Below are 19595 nucleotides of genomic sequence, written 5' to 3'. Positions count from 1 at the left end.
TTCAGACTCCTAGTGTCGCGCCACCGTCGACCACCAGCGTGTGCATGGTGATGTGAGCGGCTTGGTCGGAGAGCAGGAAGGCCACCGCATCGGCGATGTGCTGTGGTTGGGCGACACGCCCCAGGGGGATGCCGGGCTTGTAGTCGCCAAGGCTTCCGGCAACCAGTCCGGCGTCGGAGGAATCGCCAAGCATTGCCCGCAGCATGGGTGTGTCGGTGGATCCCGGAGCCACCACGTTACAACGGATTCCGTACTCGGCCAGCTCGAGGCCGAGGCTCTTGGTGAAGGCGTTGGCGGCGGCCTTGGATGCCGCGTAGGCCGTCATGCCCTTGCGCGCCACCAGGGCGGCGTTGGAGGCGACCGTCACGACGGATCCCGCGCGGCGCGGAATCATACGCCGGGCCACCTCTCGGCTCAGCACGAAGGGCGCACGGACATTGACATCGAAGGTACGTGCCCAGTCCGCGTCAGAGAACTCCACTGCCGCACCGGTCCTCAACACCCCCGCGCCGTTGACCAGCGCGGTGATCGGTCCCACTCTCGACTCGATATCGGACACTCCCACCGCGACGGCGGTGTCGTCGGTGATATCCAGAATCTGCCCGATAACGTCAAGCCCCTCATCGGCGGCGTATTCGACGAGTTGCTTGATGGCCACCTCGTCGATGTCCACCGCAACGACCCGCTCGTGCCGGCGAGCCAGGGTGGTCACCACCCGCGACCCAACCCCCCCACCGGCGCCGGTGACGACGGCTACCATGCCGACACCACCTCGGTGGCCTGCGCAGTGTTGAGACGGGGATCGCACAGCGTCGAATACCGCTGGCCCACTTCATCGTTCTGCGAACTATCGAAGACGCATTCGACCACGTCGTCCGGTGTGGCCTCCAGATGCAGCCCGCCCGCGTGCACGCCGGCCTCTTCGAGTGCCGCCCGGAAGCCGCGCACCTCGTCGATCGCCGTCTGCACGTGACGGGTCTTGTAGCCCGAATCGGTGGACACCGTGTTGGCGTGCAGCGGATCGCACAGCCAGATCACCGGGTGGCCGGAGTCGCGTACCGCCGCGACCAGCTCCGGCAGCGTGGACCGCACCGCCGCCGCGCCCAGCCGCGCGATCAGAGTGAGCCGCCCGCTCTCCCGCTGCGGATCCAGCTTCTCGCACAGCGCGAGGAGGTCTTCGGTCGTCATCGACGGCCCCACCTTGCATGCGACGGGATTGGCGATCCGAGAGAACAATTCGACGTGCGGGCCATCCAGATGCCGCGTCCGGTCGCCGATCCAGGGCCAGTGCGTCGAGGTGAGCACCATGCGGTTCTCACCGTCGCGACGCAATTGAGGCACCTCATAATCGAGCAGCAGCGCCTCATGAGACGTCCACACGGGTGGCTCGATGACCGACAGCGAGGAGGGCACCCGCCATCCCAAGTGACCCATCACCCGGTTCGCGGCCCAGTATCCGGCCAGCATCCGGTCCGGATTGGCGCGGCGGTGCACCGGATGCGGCTGCGGACCGTTTACGAGATGTCCACGGAAGGAGGCCAGTTCAACACCGCCAACCATCTCGGTGGGCTTGGATCTCGGCTTTGCGTACTGCCCGCCGATACGGCCGACCCGCAGCACCGGCCGGTGCGTCTTCATACGCATGGCGCCGGCCAGGATATTGAGCAACGCGACCTTGCGGGCCACGTGCACGGGCGTGGACTCCTGCGGATCCTCGGCGCAGTCGCCCGCCTGGATAATGGTGGCGCGGCCCTGAGCGACGGTGCTCAGCAATGTGCGCAGGGTCCTGATCTCGTCCGCACCGACCAACGCGGGCAGCTCGCTGAGTTCGGAGCGCACCCGCTCCAGATGTACATGGTTCTCCCAGACCGGCTGCTGCACAGCGCGTCCGGTATCGAGCAGCAGTGATGGCGCAGTCATTCCCGTGATCTCCATTCGTTTGATTTCTGATTCACTTGCCCCACTGGACCGCGTCGAGAACGCCCAGCTGTGTGGTCTTGGTAGGTGTGGTGATCGTTCCGGATCCGTCACGCAACACCAGCTGTCGCAGGTCTGGACCAACCGGATCCCATTGCGGCAACCGTGGACTCGCAGGCGGCCTGCCATGAACGAACTCAGCCACCAGGTCCATGAAGGCGGCCGAGGTTTCCCGTTCCTTCGACCCATCGCCGAACTTGGCCACATTGGCCGGATGAGCGTAAGTGCCGAACAGGAAGGGCGATGTCGACTCGTGCGGCACCCCAAAGTACGGAGACTTCACCGGGTGTGCGTACTCCATCAGATACAGCGGTGCGCGCCGCTGGGCGGCCGCACGCCGGGTGAAGGCAAGGATGTCGTGGCGGATCAGAGCATCGCCCCATAGCTCCGTCCACAGCGCCAGCGGATCGCTCGGCCTACCCTCCCGCTTCGCCGAATCCGTATACAAGGCAACGGCATCGGAGACTGTAGAATCTGATACCGACGGCATCCCCTGGTCCAGGATGTCACGGAAGGCGGCGTGCAGGGAGGCACCGTCGGTGGGCGGCGCCTGTGGTTCGGGTGCGTTGGGTCCGGTGAAGAACGAACCCTCGGTGCTGGTGTAGACGGAGATGGCGGGGATATCCGGTAAGGGCTGATGGACATCGAAGGCCGGCAGCAGCACCGGATCCCGCACCGGGCCGCGATATTGACGACCGCTGCCGACCACCCGCTGCTGCCGGGGCTGCGCGAACTGGGCGACCCACCAATCACGGATCCGATCCGCGGGTACCTTTCTCAGATCCTTCACGGAGACTCCCTGGGCCGCGGCCAGTGCATCGAACACCGCGGTGGCGTCGTCCTGAGTCAGGCTCAGATATGGGCTCCAGACATGCGCCTGGCTGATGCTGATAATCCGGCGCAGCAGCGGACGCGTCTGCGGTAGCAAGGACAGCTGCCAGGTGCTGGCACCTCCTGCCGAGGTCCCTACCAGAGTGATGTTCTTTGGATCGCCACCAAATGCCCTGGCGTTGTCACTAACCCAATGCAACAAGGCAATCTGGTCTTGCAGGCCCCAGTTGGTGTGCAGTCCGGTGGTGGGGTCTTCGAGGGCCGGATGACCGCTGAAGCCGAAGGCACCCAGTCGGTAGTTGAAGTTGACGACGACGGCACCGGCACGTTCGGCCAGCGCGGCACCGTCATAGACCGGAAGGCTGCCCGCACCCCGGGACCAGCCGCCGCCATGGATATAGACGATCACGGGCAGCTTGGCGCCGCCGTCCACCGACGGTGTCCACACATTGGCGTACAGCGCGTCTTCCTGACGCGCTGGATCGCCACCGGCGGGCTGTATGAAGTCGGACCCGAACCGGGTGGCGTTCAATGTGCCTCCCCACGGATTCACCGGCCGCGGCGACCGGAAGCGATTCTCTCCTGTCGGCGGTTGCGCATAGGGGATGCCGCGGAACACGTGAACCTTGCCTGCGGTCGTCCCGCGGATCGCCCCGCCGGTTACCGACACCTGCGGGTCCGCGGCGCGGGCCGGTGAGCCGCACCCGGCAAGCACTGCGGCGCCAGCCAACGCAAAAGTTGTTCCTAGCAACGCCCGCCGGGTGATCACCTCTCTATCTTCGGGATGCGGCATCGAGCACCAAACAATCGCGAATTCAATTCGTCAGTTAGGAGACAATCCGTCAGGTTGGCCCGCTTGAGGCCCCATTGCGCCACCTCCGCACTCGAGCCAAGAGATGCACTGCCCAGGTCAGCGGGTTGTTTACCAATCGGTCATCTCCTATTAGTCCACCAATCCGGGTGTAGCGGGGCACCCGCATAGTCCGTCACTTTGTGTGGCGCCAATACCTGTTCTCCGGCCCGCATCTCGCCCATTCTTGGGTCGACATTGAACATCCGCTAATTCATCGAGGTGCTTCAGCATGACTTCTGCGACCAAGACCCGGGCCGCGACCGAGCTGTTCGATACGCGCCCGCGTGTCAGTTCGGTCGACGCCATGGCGTCCGTAGCCGCGCACGTATGCCCGGAAGTGCTGCGATCGCTGCCGCGCTGCGATCAGCGCGCCAAGGGTGAGGACTATGTGACCGGCCTGCTGAAGGTGCGCGGGCGTAAGTCGGCACGCAACATGGCGGCCACCATGGGGCAATCGATGGGCCGGGAGGTGAGCGAGCAGAACCTGCATCACTTCGTGAACAGCTCCACCTGGGATTGGTGGGCGGTGCGCCGGGATCTGACGTCGTACCTCACCAGCGCCCACCACCCGGCGGCATGGGTGGTCACGCCGATGCTGATCCCCAAGGCCGGCGTGCACTCGGTGGGTGTGGACCGGCGCTACTGCCCTCGTGCCGGTCGCGCGGTCAACGGCCAGCTGGCGCTGAGCGTGTGGCTCGCTGCCGACGGTTTCGCGGTGCCGGTGAGCTGGCGGCTGCACCTGTCCCAGCCCTGGCTGGAATCCGCCACCAAGAAGTCCAAGACGTCGATCCCCGAGGACTACCCGCTGGAATCGGTGAGCGGCTGCGCGCTTTCGTCGTTCCAGGAGTTCGTCCGGATCGCGCGCCCGGCCAAGGCGCCTGTCATCTTCGACCTACTGGGCGCCAGTGCCGCGGACCTCGCGCAGGTGTTCGGGACACTTACCCATCAGGTGGCAACCACGCGCGTGCCCAGCGACCTACAGCTTCAGGTCATTGACCCGGCCTTCGCCGGCTACCAGGGGCGGGTACTTCCCGCCGCGCAGATTGTGCAGGCCACCAAGGGCTCACGGCGCACCGAGCAGTACGTCTATCAGGGACGCCGCCACCTGATCAGTATTGCCAAGGTCCAGCTGGCCGATCCGGCGGCGGCCCGGCCGCGGACACCCCTGACTCTGGTGGGCATGATGCCCCTGGATCACCCGCGTGCCCGCACCGAACTCTGGTTGACCAACGATCCCGAGTTTTCCACGTCGTCGCAGGCACACCAGGTGGCACTGGCCGATCACGTGCAACAGGGATACCTGCACCTGGCCAATCGCATGGGTATGCAGGACTTCGCGGGACGGTCGTTCACCGGGTGGCATCGGCACTCCACCCTGGTGTCCATCGCGGCGACGGTGGGCTGCCTGGTGTCACCCGGTCTGGCGAGTGAGCAGCGAGCCTCTCACTTTCCACAGCTTGATGGCGAGCTGCGTGTCCAAGAGGCGCTCGGCGTCCTGCCACCCGTCACCCAGTAGTTCGTTCACCCGGTCAAGACGGCGCACCACCGTGTTGGGGTGTGTGTGCAGGATCTTCGCTGCCCGGGTGGGGCTGGCGCCGACGGAGAAGTACACGTCGAGTGTCTGAAGCAGATCGGTGTCGCGGTCCTCGTCGTAATCGATGACGGGCCCGACCATCGATCTCACAAAACCCTCCACATCCTGGTGGCGCGATAACAGCACCCCCAAGAAGCCGAGTTCATGTGCAGCAGCCGCTGTTCCGAGTGCACCCAGTGCACTCATCGCATCCAGACAACGCATCGCGTCCTGATAGGTGTCCTCGATGGACTCGATCCGTTCCGACGGTCCGGCGGAAGACACCGTGACCGGCATCCGCAGATGTGCGGTGGTTTCGTCCCACACTGTCTGAGCGATGCGCCCCGCGTCCGATCCCGGGATGAGCAGCACCACCACCTCGTCCTGAGTGGCCCGCAGCCCGCCCACCCGTGAGGCGAATGACGCCGACCACAGCGACGCACGATCCAGCCCCCCGCGTTCTGGCCTCACGATGACCACGACATGTGGTTGGTTGAGATCCAAAGCCAAACGCCGGGCGTATATCTGAACCAATCGGCTGTCGCGCTGGCGGTAGTCCAACACGTCATGCAGCAGGTCGTTACGCAGCTGCGAGACCGACAGCGACATCCGGTTGTCACCGCACATGACCACCGCGGCAGTAGTGGCAAGATCCTCAATCTTCAATGGGTACACCGAAACTGGCTGGTCGTCGAGACTGGCCACGGATAGCTCGCCGTGATAGTCGTCGCCCACGGTCAAGGCAGTGGTCAGGATATTCTGTGTGTCAGGCTCCCATTTGTAGGAGGCGATCTCGGATCCATCGTGCCCGGTCACACGCATCGCGACGCCGAGCTGTTCGCCTGCGGTGAGTACGAAGCCGTCCATGCCACCCGGGCCGGCCCCGGTATCCAGAAGTATGGACCGCAGCTCAAGACGACGCTCCAGAGCGCTGATTTGTTCTGTGTTACTGGAGAATTCGCTGGCCCGTGCCAGTGCGATGCCCGCGAACGAACACAGGCTCGCAAACAAGGACCGCTCGGCGGCGCTGAAGCTGCGCACCGTGCGTGATCCAACGTACAGGTTGCCGAAGTGCTGATCCTCATGCTCCATCGGCATAACCATCAAGCTGTGTACGCCCTCCGAACGCATGGCGGCATCACCATCGCTGGCACGGCTGAACCTGGTGTCGGACGGGTAATCCGCTGTCCAGACCGGCCCTTGCCCCGGCCGGTACAAACTGACCAGCCCGACGTCGTCACCGATCGGGAAGTAGAGCCCGTGGTTTATCGCGGTCGTGGGCCCATCGACGTACCGGACGTGATGCCGCGTCTCCGGCTCCGAATCATCGCGCACCGAGATGAACGAGAAATCGGCGTCGAGCATGATCCGTGCGCGTTTGACCAATGTCGTGGACGCCTCGTCGAGGCCGTGGCAGCCGAGTAAGTCGATGCCGATGCCGACCAGGTTGGAAAGACGCGCCTCGCGCTGGTTTTGCCCTTCGATGAGACCATAAATGCGCTCAGCGTATCCGCGGGCACGGTGCAGGTCGGCGGCGCTCCACGGCGGCGAGGATTCCCGTGCCATTTCCTTCAGACGGGCCTCGAACACGTCGGGAGCCGTCCCCGACGCGAGTAGCCGCAGCACGGATAGCGCTGAGGGGCCCGCGCTGGGAACCCCCTCGCGCGCCCCGCCCACCTGAATGTCAGTCAATACCAACTACCCGTCTGCCGTGTGTGCGTGGCAACGCTAAGGGCGGGGTAAGGCACCGTCAAGACTCTTACGCGCGAACAGTTCGCAAAGAATCAACCCGAGCGAAAGTTCGCGCAGGTGACTCGCTCAGGAGAGGTGCGTCAAGGCCTCCTCAACAAGCTGACCTGCTGCTCCTGTGTAGGTGGCAGGGTCCAGCAGTTCATCGATCTCGGCCTCGCTCAACCACGCGATGATCTCGGGTCGCGCCCGAGTCGCCTCGCGCAAACTCAGGCCACGTGCAATCACCTGATCCACCACGTTGGTGACCACGGCCTTTGCCGGGCCTTTGCCCAGCCGCGGCGCGAGCGCCGCCGCCAGTCGCTCCGCCGACGGCTGACCGCCGAGCAGCGCAAGGTTCTCCGCCATGCGGTCGGCACGCACCTGTAGCCCCCGGCTCAGCTCGACCGCGGTCTGTGCCGCACCCCCGGCGAGACGCAAACACTCCCGCAGCACCAGCCATTCCGCATGCCAGCCTCCGGCCGACCGCTCGTCCTCGCTCATCAACGACTGCGTCAGCACAACGCTCAGGGACGGGACTTGCAGCGCTGCCGACCGGATCATTGTCGCCAACACCGGATTACGCTTATGTGGCATAGCCGAGGACACCCCACGCCCCGGCGGAGCCGGCTCCGCCACCTCGGCAATCTCGGTGCGGCTCAACGTCAGCACATCGACCGCGAACTTCCCGAGTGCACCCGTCACAAATGCCGTCGTACTGCCGATATCCGCTATCGGAGTACGCAGCGCATGCCACGGCAGGCCGGACGCGGCCAGCCCTGTCCTGTGTGCGAATGCCGCGTTCAGCTTCTCGACGAACACTGCCGGATCGGCTCCGTGCTGCCCCGCATATTCCAGGTATCCGGCAAGAGTTCCGGCCGCCCCACCAAGAGATACCGGCAGCGCATCCGCCAGCGCGACCACACGCGCGCGTGCCTCCAAGATCAGCTGACGCCATCCGGACGCCTTGAGCCCGAACGTCGTCGGTACGGCCTGCATCGCCAGCGTGCGGGCCGCCATCACGGTGCCGCTATGCGCGCCCGCCAGCTCTGCCAGGGCATCGGCCGTGTACCCCAGATCCGTCGCGACGATCCCCAGCACCCGCTTGGCCACAATCATCGCGCCGGTATCGAGAATATCCTGACTGGTTGATCCGCGATGCACGTAATCTGTTGCACTCGGCTCGATCTCATCCACGGCGCGGGACAGTTCTTTGATCAGCCCGACGACGGGGTTGGCCGTCTCCCGCGCCGACAGCGCCACCGCACGGACGTCGATGCCGTGCCCGGCTGCCGCCCTGGCGATGACATCTGCCGCCGCCCTCGGCAGTACACCGATGTCCGCCTGGGCAGCGGCCAGCGCGGCCTCTGCGTCGAGCATGGCCTGTAACCACGCCGCATCGCTCAGTTCCGCCTCAGCTGCTGTCCCCGCGCTGACCGGAGACAGCAGCCCGGTGTCCACGTAACCGCTCACACCAGCACCCCGTGATCGCCCACATCCGCAGCCGCAGTGGGCGCACTCGCCAGGGCGGCACGAGCAATAGCGTCGGCGTCACCCAGTGTCACCGAATCCACGCCGGGCCTGATACCCGCCGCCGTCACCCAGTGCACGGATTCGGTGGGAACCCCATAGGCGAACCGGCGCGGATGCGCCCGCCCATCGGCACCGATCAATCGGTACGGGCGCGCGGTAACCGCCAATCCCCTTGTCTGGTAAGTCTTGTTGTCTCCCGTCGGAATCTCGTACTGGCGGCACTGCCCAGTCTCCTGCAGGAAGATCAGCAGCGGATCGTTACTGCGGCGCAGGTCGGGTTCGTGCAATCGTGCCTCGATGAGACTGCGCGTACGCACCGCCGACCCCGGCACCAGCGGCGACTCAACCACCACCGCCGGATCTTGGGTGTCGAAGCGCACCTGCATCTGCGGCCCCACCAAATGCATGACGCCCGCCTCCACCAGCGCGATGATCTCCTCGATCCGCTGCGCCGGAGGACCTATGGACAAGAAGGCATTCAGCGGCGTGTACCAGCTCTCCAACTCGTCCCGGTACGACTTTCCGTCCAGGCCACCGTGGTCCACCGCGAGGCGGATCTCATTGCGTAAGTCGCGCAGCACGTCCAGCGCGGCCTTGACCGGCCCGTCGACATTGCCCTCCCTCGCCATGACGACATCGGCGCGCAGGTGTGCCAGGATCCAGGCGGTGAAATCATCGGGGCCGGTGAACCTGCGATCACCCCATGGGCGATCGAGATCGTCCCATTTCCAGGCAATATCGACCAGACCATGTTCGGACAGGATGGACGGCAGCTCCTCCGGTGCCGCATTGAGGTAGCACTCGGCGAATTCCTCGACGGAAACTCCACGCTGGGCCAGATGCCGCTCGTAGTAGACACATTCCACCTCACGCGCGATGAGCGGCCAGAGGTCGCGGCGGAACTGCAGCAGAGCACCCAGATCCTCGCGCATCCGGTTGATACGCTCCACGGTGAGTAGCCGTGGGAAGTAACGACCGGCCGATCCCTTCTGATTCTCCCCGCGCGCGTGGTACGGGATGCCGCGCCGCGAGCTGGCGTACAAGACGGGTTCCTGGCCCGAAGGCTGGTACACGAGGCGGGCGCCCGCCCGCACGAACCTTCCGCCGCGGCCCACCGTCAGCAGAGCCATGTAATCGAAGAAGTTCAGGCCCAGTCCACGTACCGCCACCGGCTCACCCGGTTTGATGGCAGATAAGTCGATATCGGCGGGATTGGCCGGCGTCACGTAGGTCAATCCGTGGATACGGGCCAGCGAGGCAGCCCGTGCCTCGCTGGGGCGCAGCCCGGCCGGCACATGTCCGACGGCAAGAACAACGGCCTTCAGATCGTGCAGCCGAGTTCCATTTTCCAGCCGAACGCCCTGCGGCCCCTCGATGTCGCCACGGGTGTCGGCCAGTGCCACCGCACGCGAGCGGTGCACGCGAACGGTCACATGCTCGGGCGCCCAGCCGACAACGCGCGCGAAGCTATCGCTGAGATAGTGCCCATAGAGGGCGCGCGTCGGATAGGAGTTGGGGCGCAATGTTCGCGCCTCTTCGATCGCCCGCGGCCCACTGTGCGATGGATCTCCCAGCAACGCAAGGCTTTGCGCCCATTCATAGAGCGTCGGCCCGGGCTCGATGGGCCCGTCGATGGCCACGCTGTCGTCGGTGAAGACGGTGATCTGTGATGCGACAGTGTTCATCAACAGGTGCCAGGACTGATCGGTGCGCCACACCGATCCGGCTCCCGGCGAGTAGGGATCCACCACATGCACGACAATCCGGTCCGCGCTGGGTGCGTGGCGTTCATTGGCGCACAGGCGCTCCAGGACCGCCAGCCCACGCGGCCCCGCGCCGATGATGCAAATCTGGTGATCGGACATCTACCGCACCCCCACCGCCGACGTCACCGAGGCCAGCCCGAAATCGGTGTCCCCGTGCATCCAGGCCAGCGCCTGGTGTAGATCGGAATCGCGCATCGCGCCCAGCTTCTCGTTGCGTTCAACAGCTGCTTCCCCGGCCGCGTGCCACAGACCGATGCTGGCCCGGGCCGCCAATGTCACGTCACCGGTGCGGTCACATCGAGCCTCCACGAAGCGGCTGAATCGGCCCGGAACACGGTCGGGATCGGTGCCGATGATTGCGCCGAAGACGACAGCGTCTTCGAGCGCTTGGCTAGCGCCCTGCGCCGCGTAATGCAGCATGGGGTGCGCCGCATCGCCCAACAGCACGACGCGGCCATCGGACCACTGCCGCACCGGGTCACGGTCTACCAGCGCCCAGGATCTCCAATCCCTGCCCAGTTCCAGCAGGGCACGTGCCGTGCCGCGCAACGGCGCCAACTCGCTGAGCACCCGGGCCTCGCTCACCGAAACTCCCGAGAACGCCTCCGTGGCGCCATCGGTACGACTCGCCGCCAGGTTGAGCAGTGAGCCTCCGGCGATGGGGTAGGTCACCAGGTGACATCCCGGTCCGGTCCACCAGGTAACCGAGTTGGATCGCAGGCTCGCATCGACCTGTTCGATGGGCACCGTGGTGCGATACACCGTGATCCCGGATACTCGCGGTTGGCCGTCGGCAAGCAGCGTGCGCCGGATGGTGGAATTGATGCCGTCGGCGCCGACGAGCCCGTCACCCCCGAGACTGGAGCCGTCGGCAAGTTGGGCACGCGCTCCCAACGCATCCTGCTGATACCCGATCACCTCACTGCGGCTGCGCAGTTCGATGCGCTCATCGGCGGCGCACGCGTCGACCAGGATTCTGTGTAGCTCGGCCCGATGCACCACCAGATACGGACTGTTGAACCGATGCTGGTAGTCCACCCCCAGGCTCATGGTGTTGATCAAGCGATCGACGGTGGCGTCGAACAACCGCAGTGAATCCACCTGCACGCCGATGCCGGCGACCCTGTCGCCCACGCCCAGTAGCTTGAGAGCATGTAACCCGTTGGGAGCGAGTTGAATACCGGCGCCTATCTCGGCGAACTCGCGCGCCCGCTCCAACACCACAACCTCGTTACCGGACGCGGCGACGCTCAGTGCGACAGCCAATCCGCCGATGCCTCCACCGATGACGATGAGCCGGCTCATCAGAGGGACCCCGCTCCGATACGTGCCGACAGTTCCAGCCGCTTGATCTTCGTGGTGGCGGTCTGCGGAAGTTCATCGAGGCGTAGGTGCAGTGGCGGCGCCATCGGCGGCAATTTCGCCGCAGCGGCATCCCATGCGTTACGATTCAGCGGCACATTGTTTTTCGTGCAGACGACCGGCTGGGCAAGTCCGTTGGGGCCGGCAACGATGATCACCTCGGTGAGCTCATCGACCGCTAGGAACAAGCGATCCTCGGCCGCCAGAGTACTGCCGAAACCGTCGATCAGATCGACCTCGCGGTCCAGTAGGTGAATACATCCCCAACGGGTGCGGTAGCCGACATCACCCATCCGCCACCAGCCGTTGTCGAGCTGCTTCTCGTAGCGTTCCTGCTCGCCCAGATACGTGCGAATCCGGCCATCGGTGCGCACCTCGATGTACCCGGGATTGTCCGCAGAAGGCAGTTGTCCGTTACGCGAAACGATCCGCACGTCGGTCATGCCCGGGAACGGATGGCCGACGCAACGACCATCGGAGTCCGCGGAGCGGAACCGGCTGAAACCACGCGCCACGATGGGACCGACCTCACTTTGGCCATACAGCTGGCCGAACAGCGGGCGTCGGCGCTGCGAGGCGGCGAGCAGTGTGCGCACCGTGCGCGGGTGAATCGCGTCGAAGGTGCTGCTGAAGTACTTCACCGAGGCCAGCGGGCGACGCGGGTCCTCGGCCAATACCTCCCAGTTGATGAACGTATTCGGGTGAGCCTCAAGGATTCCCGGTTTAACGCGCAGGAAGATCTCCGCGGCGCGCTCAGGTGCGTCGTCGACAAGCACTACCACGGGGAAGCCGCGCAAGATGGCGATGGCCAACGCGGTTACCAGACGCGAATGCACGAACGAGACATGGATGACAATGGGTTCGCGGCGGCGCACCAGTGCGGCGACGGCGGCCTGCGGACGATATCTCGCCTCGAAGGTGAAGTTGGTGTGCACTGCCAGTTTGGGCACTCCGGTGGTACCTGAGGTGTGCGTGATGAGCGCAGGATCATGGGGGCTGGGGATGACCGCCGGTGCCGGGCACGCGGGGGTGAGCGCCGAAAGTGTCACCGCCTGTGGGTGAACGCCTTCGGCGAGCAGAACACGCGAGGTGATCTCGGCGATGGGCTCGTCGGCCAGTTCGCCGTCGAGCTTGGCCGCGTCGGTCAGCAGCGCAGGGTTGCCCACCCGTCCGATCAGCGTTGCCACCGTTGAACCATCGAGCTTGGGAGACAACAGCACTGGTATCGCGCCCACACGCGCGGCGGCGCATGCCGCCAGGGTAATGTCGAAACCGTCCGACTTGTGGATGACCAGCTTTTCACCGGGAGCAACTCCGGCGGCCCGCAGCCGCCGCGCGATGTCGTCGACGGCGGACGCCACCGCGGCGATGGTCGCGGTGCCCTCCAGCTGAGGGGCCAGCGACGGCCGATGATCCAGGGTCAGGGTGTTGTCAGGGTGCCGCCGGGCCGCGCGCTCGAACAGCGTACCGAGTTTGATACCGCGGTTTCCGATGCGCTGCAGGATCATTGGGGAACGCCCGCTTCCTGGGTAATACGCGCGATCGCATCGACGGTGGCCTGCATATCGGCCCGAAGCTTGTCGCCCCATTCACGGACGAAGCGCTGCTTGCCCTCTTCGTCGAGGTGCGACATGATCTCGGTGATTCCTTCGGTGGGCTTGCCCATCCGGTAGTGGTGTCGCAGGGTAGATCCGCCCTCGACCGGTTCCACAAAATAGCTCCAAACGCTCTCCTGCAGTTCGCCCGAACGGTTGAGGATGGACCAGCTGAACTGTCTTGGCGCTTCGGCGGCGACGATCTCACTCTCGGTCTGCCAGCCCCCACGCACCACCGGCGCCCAGGCGACGACATCGGTCGCGCGGTTGTTGTTTCCGCGGAAGCGGGCGCCAACCTGGCCAGGTTCGCCGGATATCCACTGTCCGCCAATGCATTCAGGGCTCCATCGGCCGCTTTCGGGGAGGTCGCTGACCAAGGCGTACAGCTCGTCGGGGGATGCGGTGCAGAAGGCGCTGGTTTCGATTTCGAAGAGGGTCACGCATCACAGGCTGGCACCGGCCAATAGGGGGCAGCGATGTATCCGCGGACGGTCCGTCAAGTTGGTTTTCGGGTCCGTCAAGTCGGTGCACTGGTGCCGGTAAATGCCTGGTTGCGGCCGAGAAATCAGGCGGGGAGCAACACGAGGCGGGTGCCGCCCATTACCTCGGTTTCGATACGCCGATGTGCCCGCGCCGTCTCCGAAAAATGCATCAAATCAATGATATTCGGTGTGATCTCGCCGGTACCCAGCAACATCGCGATGCGTTGAGCCGCATCGGTGAGCTGGCGGACCGTCGCCCTGGACATGACAAACCCTCGCAGGGAACCACTCTTGCGGTACAGCGGTCCCAGCGGCACCGCACGTTGGGTTTCCGGTGTGCCGTCGCCCGAGAGCAAGACGATCCGGCCGTGCGGCGCAAGCAGATCCACCGCCATGGCGACGTCGTTGACACCCGAGGTATCGATGCAGACATCGATGGCGCCGTGGTGGGCCTTGCTGACCTGCGGGACCCAGTCCGCGGTGTAGTCGTACACCTCGTGTGCGCCCAGTTGCGCGCACCTGTCCAGGCTACGGCGCGACGCCACCGCAATCACCATCGCGCCGGACCCGACGGCCAGGGCGACGGCAGCCGATCCCACGTTTCCACCCGCACCGAGGATCAATACCGTTTCCCCTGACCTGACTTCGCCGTATTCGACGGTCGCCAGATACGCGGTCGAGGCGGGATGAAGCACCGCCACGGCCGCCAATGGATCTACCTGCACAGGCAGCCGGTACAGCCTCTCGGCCGGAACAGCAACCAATTCTGCTGTGGCACCTTGCCTTCCGTCGTACCCGAGGCTGCCGCACCAGACCTTTTCGCCGGCCTGAAACCCCGCGGCACCGTGTACCACCCGGCCCACCAGATCGCGTCCCACCACGAACGGCAGCGGGATCTCGGTCGGGTACGAACCAGACCGGACGAAGGTATCGACCGGATTGACCGCCACCGCGTCAACCTGGACGATGACCTCGCCTGGCTGGGCGACAGGTTCGGAAAGTGTTCCATACCGGATGTTTTCGGCTGGTCCCCGCTGTTGGATATAGGCGGCGCGCATGCACACATCTTGCGGTATGCGGGGGCGCCCCACAACGTGACGGACAATGGCGCCGAGCATTGCCACCGTCCCGGTGACCGGCCAATAGTGCAGAGATGACACGGGTTGTCCTGATCGTGCTGTGTGCGCTGCAGGTCACCATGCAGCTCTACGTGTGGATCCCGATCCACGACATCGTGTCCGCGTCCTACGGCGGGCAGGACATGACGCCCGCGCTGTCCGCTGCGCTCTTCGGTTATGCGGCAGGCTTTCTGCTGTTCGGTCCCGTCACCGATCGGTTCGGACGGCGGCGTGTGCTACTTGCCGGGGTGGCAGTGATGGCCGTGCTCACCTTTCTGGTGCCCTTTGCCCCGACACCCGTGCTCTCAGGATTGTTCCGGGTAATCCAGGGTTTCGCCGGAGGCGCATTCTCGCCGTCTGCACTGAGCTATCTCGGGGAGGCGCTGCCGCGCCGTGCCGCCACTACCGCGATCGGCGCGGTGTCCACCGCGTACCTGATGGCCGGGGTGCTGGGGCAGGTGATGGCGTCGGTGATCACTCAGGCATGGGGCTGGCAGTGGCTGTTCTGGCTGAGCGCGGCCGGGCTCGCGGTCAATGTGGCGCTGCTGGCACTCGTCATGCATGAGGAGCGCGCCGGTGACCCGTCGACGCGGGTGGTGTCCGGTTTCGCCGCCCAGGCGCGTCTGCTGGCCCGCGCGGACATCGCGGTTCCGCTGGTCGCGGTCTTCGTACTCATGTTGTCGTTCGTCGCGATGTACACCAGCCTGGCCACCGAGCTGGTGGATGCGTTGCACCTACCCGAATCCATGGGCACCACCATCCGGCTGGCCGGTGTTCCCGGCATGCTGGTGGCCCCCTTTGTGGGGTCATGGGTGGGCCGGGTCGGTACCGAAACCGGGGCACTGGTCGGCTACCTGCTGGCCGCGGCCGGGCTTGCCGTTGAGGCCCTGGGTGCCGGCTCGGTGCCGATCATCATCGCCGGCAGCAACATCTTTGTCGCCGGGATCGCTGTTTCCTCCACCGCGATGGTCACTATGTTCGGCGATCGAGCCGCTCCGCGGCGGGGTGCGGGCACCGCCCTGTACGGATTCACCGTCTTCCTGGGCGCCAGCTCGGCCCCCTACCTGGCACATGCCCTCGGATTCCGTCCACTACTGGGCATCCTGGTGGCCGCGCTGATCGGCGGAGCAGCTCTCGTGGCCAGCTCACGACGTGCATCGGGGCCGGTCAAACCGGTGGTGGACATAAGCACCCAGTCCAGTCCGCTACCATGACCGACGGAGGATTCGCCTAGTGGCCTATGGCGCTCGCCTGGAACGCGGGTTGGGTTAATAGCCCTCAGGGGTTCAAATCCCCTATCCTCCGCCACTGCAGGACCGCATCAAGGAGGGCAATGGCTGCCGGACGCCGGACGGCGACCATCGTTCTGACCAGCAGCCATGCCGCTCTCTCCTTGATCGCGGGACTGCTTTTTTTCTTTTTTGTGCTGCCCCGCTGGCCCGAGCTGAACGGTGCCACCGGCCACACCTTCGGTACCGGGATGCGCATCGTCGGCGGCCTGCTGGTGGCCGCCGCGGGTGCACCGGTGCTCATCTCCTGGCGGCGGACCCGCCGGCCCGAGTTCGCGACACCGCGGCTGGCGCTCACATTGCGTGCCGCATCCTTTACCGGCCATTTCCTGGCAGGTGTGCTGATCGTCGGGACAGCGATCGCCGAGATCTGGCTGGACCTAGACCGCTTCGGTATCTGGGAGTTCGGGGGGTACGGCGCCGCCGCGGCAATCGGGATACTGGCCTTCGCGGCCTATCACCTGGCCTTTGTGGCCGAGCGTCCCGCGCCGGAACGCACGCCGCGCCCGGCCAAGAAGAAGCTCACCAGGGCCACCACCGAAAACGCCGATGACTCCGACGTGGACAAGGCGATCGCGTCCGAGCCCGAGGCCCGGGAGCCTGCCGACGAACCGTCCGGTGACTCCCCGGACTCCGACGAGAAGGTACTCGAACCCGCCCGCGGCCTGCGGAACCGTCGCACCCGGCGGTCCTAGCCCGCGTCCTTACCTCGCGCGGACAGGATGAGCACCGAGCCGTCCTTGGGCGCGAATGCCTTGACCTGCCAGCCGCCCTTATCCGTGTTGGTGGACAGCATCCGATCGAGTTCGTCGCTGCGTTCGAATTGCGCAGCGGCCGGCACGCCGGTGTCCAGTGTCTTCCACAGGCGCGGCCTGGAGGCGAGGACCATGCTCGCGCGGAACGGCGCCACGTACGCCGCCAGCTGCTGCGGCGGCATCTCGATGATCGCGTCCATCCAGTAGGTGGTGTTCGGTCCGGGCAGGGGCTCGTCGCTGAAGAAGCCCTGCACCCACTCGCCGGTCACCGGCTTCGGCAGCTTGGGAAACCGCTGTTCCAGCGGGTCCGAGTCATAGCGCACCGGCGACGCCCCGGTTTGTTGCGGTGTGTAGGACGTCGGGGTGGACTCCGCCTTGTCCCATACCGAACAACCACTCACCGTGAACAGTGCGACGGCACAGGTCGCCGCCCAACGTCTCATTCCTGCACGGTACCGGCACGTAGGGACTTGGTCGCTAGGACCCAGGTCGCCACCGTAAGGAACAGCAACGGGTAGAGGGCGGTGTCGAAGACCCTCTCCGCACGCGACATGTGCGCGATGACGGCGCCCCAGCCGGTGATGTACGACTCGAAGTCAGGGTTGAGCCGCATCGCGCGTACGTACAGCCCCCAGTACCACCACATGGATACGAGTACCGCGATCACGGTGGTGGCCGCGGCCCATCGCCACCGTGCCCCGCCCTGCGTCGTCATGATCTGGTTGACCAACAACACCATCAGCGGCACCGTCCACACCCAGTGGTGGGTCCATGCCAGCGGCGACACAACGCAGCCGACCATGCCAACGACGGTGATGGCCAGGAGCTCACGGCCCGTCCGGTGTGCCCGCCACGCGGCCGCCATCCCCAGCAGTGCCGCGCCACCGGCGAGCAGCACCCACAACCACGTCGGCATCGGTTGCGGTGTATACACATTCGCCAAAGCGCCGCCAATAGAAGAATTGGCCGGGTGGTCCAGCGAGCCGATGTGGCCGGTGGTGCGTACCGCGCCCAACCAGTAGTCGGATGAATCGGAGGGCAGCACAATCCATCCCAGTACAACCGTGCCGATCGCCGTGACCGCCGCAGCCGCTACGGCGCGCCATTGGCGGGTGATCAACAGGTAGGGGACAAAGATGACGGCTGTCAGCTTGACTCCCGACGCCAGACCCACCGACCAGCCGCGCCAGCGGGCGCCCTCCGGCCGAGTCAGGTCCCAGATGATGAGCGCGGCCAGCACCAGGTTGACCTGCCCCTGCCACAGGGTGCCGTGAATCGGCTGAATATCCCAGGCCACCAAGTTCATTCCGACGCACGCGATGGCCAGGGGAGCATTCGCGGAGAATCCCAGCACCCGCCAGCAGCGCCAGATGATGATGAACAGCGCGCCCAGATTCACCAGAAACCAGATGACCTTCGCCGCCCCCAACGTCACAAAACCCAATGGCGCGAAGAGCATCGCCGCGAACGGTGTGTAGGTGAACCATCCCGCGTCGGGAATTTCTGTGGCATACAACAGTTCACGGTGCAGTACCCGCAGCCCGCCGAACCGGTAGGTCATCAGATCACCACCGTTGCTGAACAACCCGAAGCTGTTTGGGGCGTTCAGCGGTATCAGCCAATGCTGTAACAGCACAGCCACAAGGCCGGCCGCCAGCCAGAACCCGGCCGTCCGCCACGACATAATGCGGACCGTCACTACTGCTTCCTATCGGTATCCCGGGAAGGCTGAACGCGTTTCGGTTCTCCCGGCATCTTCGGGTAGTTCGGCGGATAGGGCATATCGCCCAGCCCGTTCACCTCGTCCTATTCTACCATCTCCAGCAGCGGCTCGATCGATTGCGGGGCGTCGTCCATACCCGCCATGGGGTCGGGCCGTTTCCGCAGCAGTGCCGGCACGGTCGCGATGGTGAAATCATCAGGTTCGGCGTCGACGAGCTCTTCCCACGTCACCGGTGTGGAAACGGTAGCGATGGGCGTGCGGCGCACCGAATATGCCGATGCCATGGTGCGATCGCGCGCATTCTGGTTGAAGTCGATGAAGATACGCTCGCCCCGCTCTTCCTTCCACCATGATGTCGTCACCTGCTTGGGCGCACGACGTTCCACCTCTCGGGCCAGCGCGATGCCGGCCCTTCGCACCTCGATGAAGTCCCAACGAGCCGCGATACGCAGATACACGTGGATACCGCGACCACCGGAAGTCTTCGGGTAGGCGACCAGTCCCAGCTCCTCGAGCAACGGGCGCAACACCTCGAGCGCGACCACCTTGGCCTCCTCGAATCCGGTTCCGGGTTGCGGATCCAAATCAATGCGCAGTTCGTCGGGGTGATCCAGATCGGGATAGCGGACCTGCCAGGGATGCAATGTCACGGTGCCCATCTGTGCCGCCCACACGATGGCGGCCGGCTTGGTCACCCGCAGCACCTCGGCGGTACGACCCGAGGGAAAGGTCACTTCGCAGCTGTCCAGATAATCGGGATAGTGCTTCGGCAGCCGTTTTTGATAGATCTCTTCGCCGTCGATGCCGTCGGGAAAGCGCTGCAGATGGGCGGGCCGGTCCCGTAATGCGTGCAGCATCGGACCGACAGCGACGGTGCGGTAGTACTCCGCAAGGTGCCGCTTGGTGCCACCGTCGGCTCCCAACCGGGGGAAATACACCTTGTCAGGGTTACTCAGCCGGACGGCGATACCGTCGACATCCAGTTCCTCGGCGGGCGTGGGCATTACCGT

Annotated in this window: 15 protein-coding genes, 1 tRNA gene and 1 pseudogene; 4 read left to right on the top strand and 13 right to left on the bottom strand. The window is 65.3% G+C overall.

Annotated features, from left to right (window positions below; genetic code table 11):
- Window position 1 precedes the first annotated feature (1 nt).
- From MAB_RS01635 to MAB_RS01625, 3 genes are read right to left on the bottom strand one after another with little or no spacing between them, the layout of a single operon-like run.
- Window positions 2–760 carry a 2,3-dihydro-2,3-dihydroxybenzoate dehydrogenase gene (locus MAB_RS01635; protein WP_005092036.1) on the bottom strand — a complete coding sequence of 253 codons (759 nt, stop codon included), beginning with the start codon at window positions 758–760 and terminating at the stop codon, window positions 2–4.
- Complete coding sequence (locus MAB_RS01630) at window positions 754–1935, bottom strand: 3-deoxy-7-phosphoheptulonate synthase (RefSeq protein WP_005083700.1); 1182 nt, start codon at window positions 1933–1935, stop codon at window positions 754–756. Before MAB_RS01630 ends, MAB_RS01635 begins: the two co-directional genes overlap by 7 nt.
- A 16-nt stretch (window positions 1936–1951) precedes the next feature.
- A complete protein-coding gene (locus MAB_RS01625) occupies window positions 1952–3577 on the bottom strand; it encodes a carboxylesterase family protein (protein WP_005112963.1) in 1626 nt (541 codons plus the stop codon).
- 313 nt (window positions 3578–3890) lie between these two features.
- Between MAB_RS01625 and MAB_RS01620 the strand changes: the two genes are divergently transcribed.
- Complete coding sequence (locus tag MAB_RS01620) at window positions 3891–5177, top strand: IS701 family transposase (protein WP_005083703.1); 1287 nt, start codon at window positions 3891–3893, stop codon at window positions 5175–5177.
- Here MAB_RS01620 and MAB_RS01615 read toward each other — a convergent pair.
- The 7 genes from MAB_RS01615 to MAB_RS01585 form a co-directional block, all read right to left on the bottom strand.
- Window positions 5073–6824 carry a helix-turn-helix domain-containing protein gene (locus tag MAB_RS01615; RefSeq protein ID WP_005083705.1) on the bottom strand — a complete coding sequence of 584 codons (1752 nt, stop codon included), beginning with the start codon at window positions 6822–6824 and terminating at the stop codon, window positions 5073–5075. The genes MAB_RS01620 and MAB_RS01615 overlap by 105 nt on opposite strands.
- Before the next feature lie 228 nt (window positions 6825–7052).
- On the bottom strand, window positions 7053–8435 hold the full coding sequence (locus tag MAB_RS01610; protein WP_005090583.1) for a nitrosuccinate lyase: 1383 nt from the start codon (window positions 8433–8435) through the stop codon (window positions 7053–7055).
- Window positions 8432–10360, bottom strand: a complete 1929-nt coding sequence (locus MAB_RS01605) for an FAD/NAD(P)-binding protein (protein ID WP_005083709.1) — start codon at window positions 10358–10360, stop codon at window positions 8432–8434. Before MAB_RS01605 ends, MAB_RS01610 begins: the two co-directional genes overlap by 4 nt.
- Window positions 10361–11566 carry an FAD-dependent monooxygenase gene (locus tag MAB_RS01600; protein ID WP_005090586.1) on the bottom strand — a complete coding sequence of 402 codons (1206 nt, stop codon included), beginning with the start codon at window positions 11564–11566 and terminating at the stop codon, window positions 10361–10363.
- Entirely contained in the window at window positions 11566–13131 is a 1566-nt protein-coding gene (locus tag MAB_RS01595; RefSeq protein WP_005112961.1) for an AMP-binding protein, read from the bottom strand. Before MAB_RS01595 ends, MAB_RS01600 begins: the two co-directional genes overlap by 1 nt.
- A complete protein-coding gene (locus MAB_RS01590; protein ID WP_005083718.1) occupies window positions 13128–13658 on the bottom strand; it encodes an SRPBCC family protein in 531 nt (176 codons plus the stop codon). Before MAB_RS01590 ends, MAB_RS01595 begins: the two co-directional genes overlap by 4 nt.
- Window positions 13659–13783: 125 nt before the next feature.
- Window positions 13784–14758, bottom strand: a complete 975-nt coding sequence (locus MAB_RS01585; protein WP_005090588.1) for an NADPH:quinone reductase — start codon at window positions 14756–14758, stop codon at window positions 13784–13786.
- A 95-nt stretch (window positions 14759–14853) separates the two neighbouring features.
- On the opposite strand from MAB_RS01585, the gene MAB_RS01580 reads away from it, so the two are divergent.
- The 3 genes from MAB_RS01580 (at window position 14854) to lucA (ending at window position 16802) form a co-directional block, all read left to right on the top strand.
- On the top strand, window positions 14854–16032 hold the full coding sequence (locus tag MAB_RS01580; RefSeq protein ID WP_005112960.1) for an MFS transporter: 1179 nt from the start codon (window positions 14854–14856) through the stop codon (window positions 16030–16032).
- Between the two features lie 5 nt (window positions 16033–16037).
- Window positions 16038–16126: transfer RNA gene (locus tag MAB_RS01575), tRNA-Ser, on the top strand.
- A 25-nt stretch (window positions 16127–16151) separates the two neighbouring features.
- The gene (gene lucA, locus MAB_RS01570; protein ID WP_005112959.1) at window positions 16152–16802 is read left to right on the top strand and encodes a lipid uptake coordinator LucA; all 651 of its coding nucleotides are present in this window, start codon (window positions 16152–16154) and stop codon (window positions 16800–16802) included.
- On the opposite strand, the gene MAB_RS01565 is transcribed toward lucA, so the two are convergent.
- The 3 genes and pseudogenes from MAB_RS01565 to ligD form a co-directional block, all read right to left on the bottom strand.
- Window positions 16799–17305 (bottom strand): hypothetical protein, encoded by a 507-nt coding sequence (locus tag MAB_RS01565; RefSeq protein ID WP_005083727.1) that lies wholly within the window; start codon window positions 17303–17305, stop codon window positions 16799–16801. The two genes, lucA and MAB_RS01565, sit on opposite strands and share 4 nt — an antisense overlap.
- Complete coding sequence (locus MAB_RS01560) at window positions 17302–18561, bottom strand: glycosyltransferase 87 family protein (RefSeq protein ID WP_005112957.1); 1260 nt, start codon at window positions 18559–18561, stop codon at window positions 17302–17304. Before MAB_RS01560 ends, MAB_RS01565 begins: the two co-directional genes overlap by 4 nt.
- A pseudogene (gene ligD / locus MAB_RS01555) lies at window positions 18561–19589 on the bottom strand (non-homologous end-joining DNA ligase). Before ligD ends, MAB_RS01560 begins: the two are co-directional and overlap by 1 nt.
- Window positions 19590–19595: the final 6 nt, after the last annotated feature.

This window comes from Mycobacteroides abscessus ATCC 19977, assembly GCF_000069185.1.
In the GTDB taxonomy this organism is placed as follows: Bacteria; Actinomycetota; Actinomycetes; order Mycobacteriales; family Mycobacteriaceae; genus Mycobacterium; species Mycobacterium abscessus.
The sequence above is the reverse complement of the archived record's forward strand: the minus strand, read 5'-3'. Positions and strand labels throughout refer to the sequence as shown.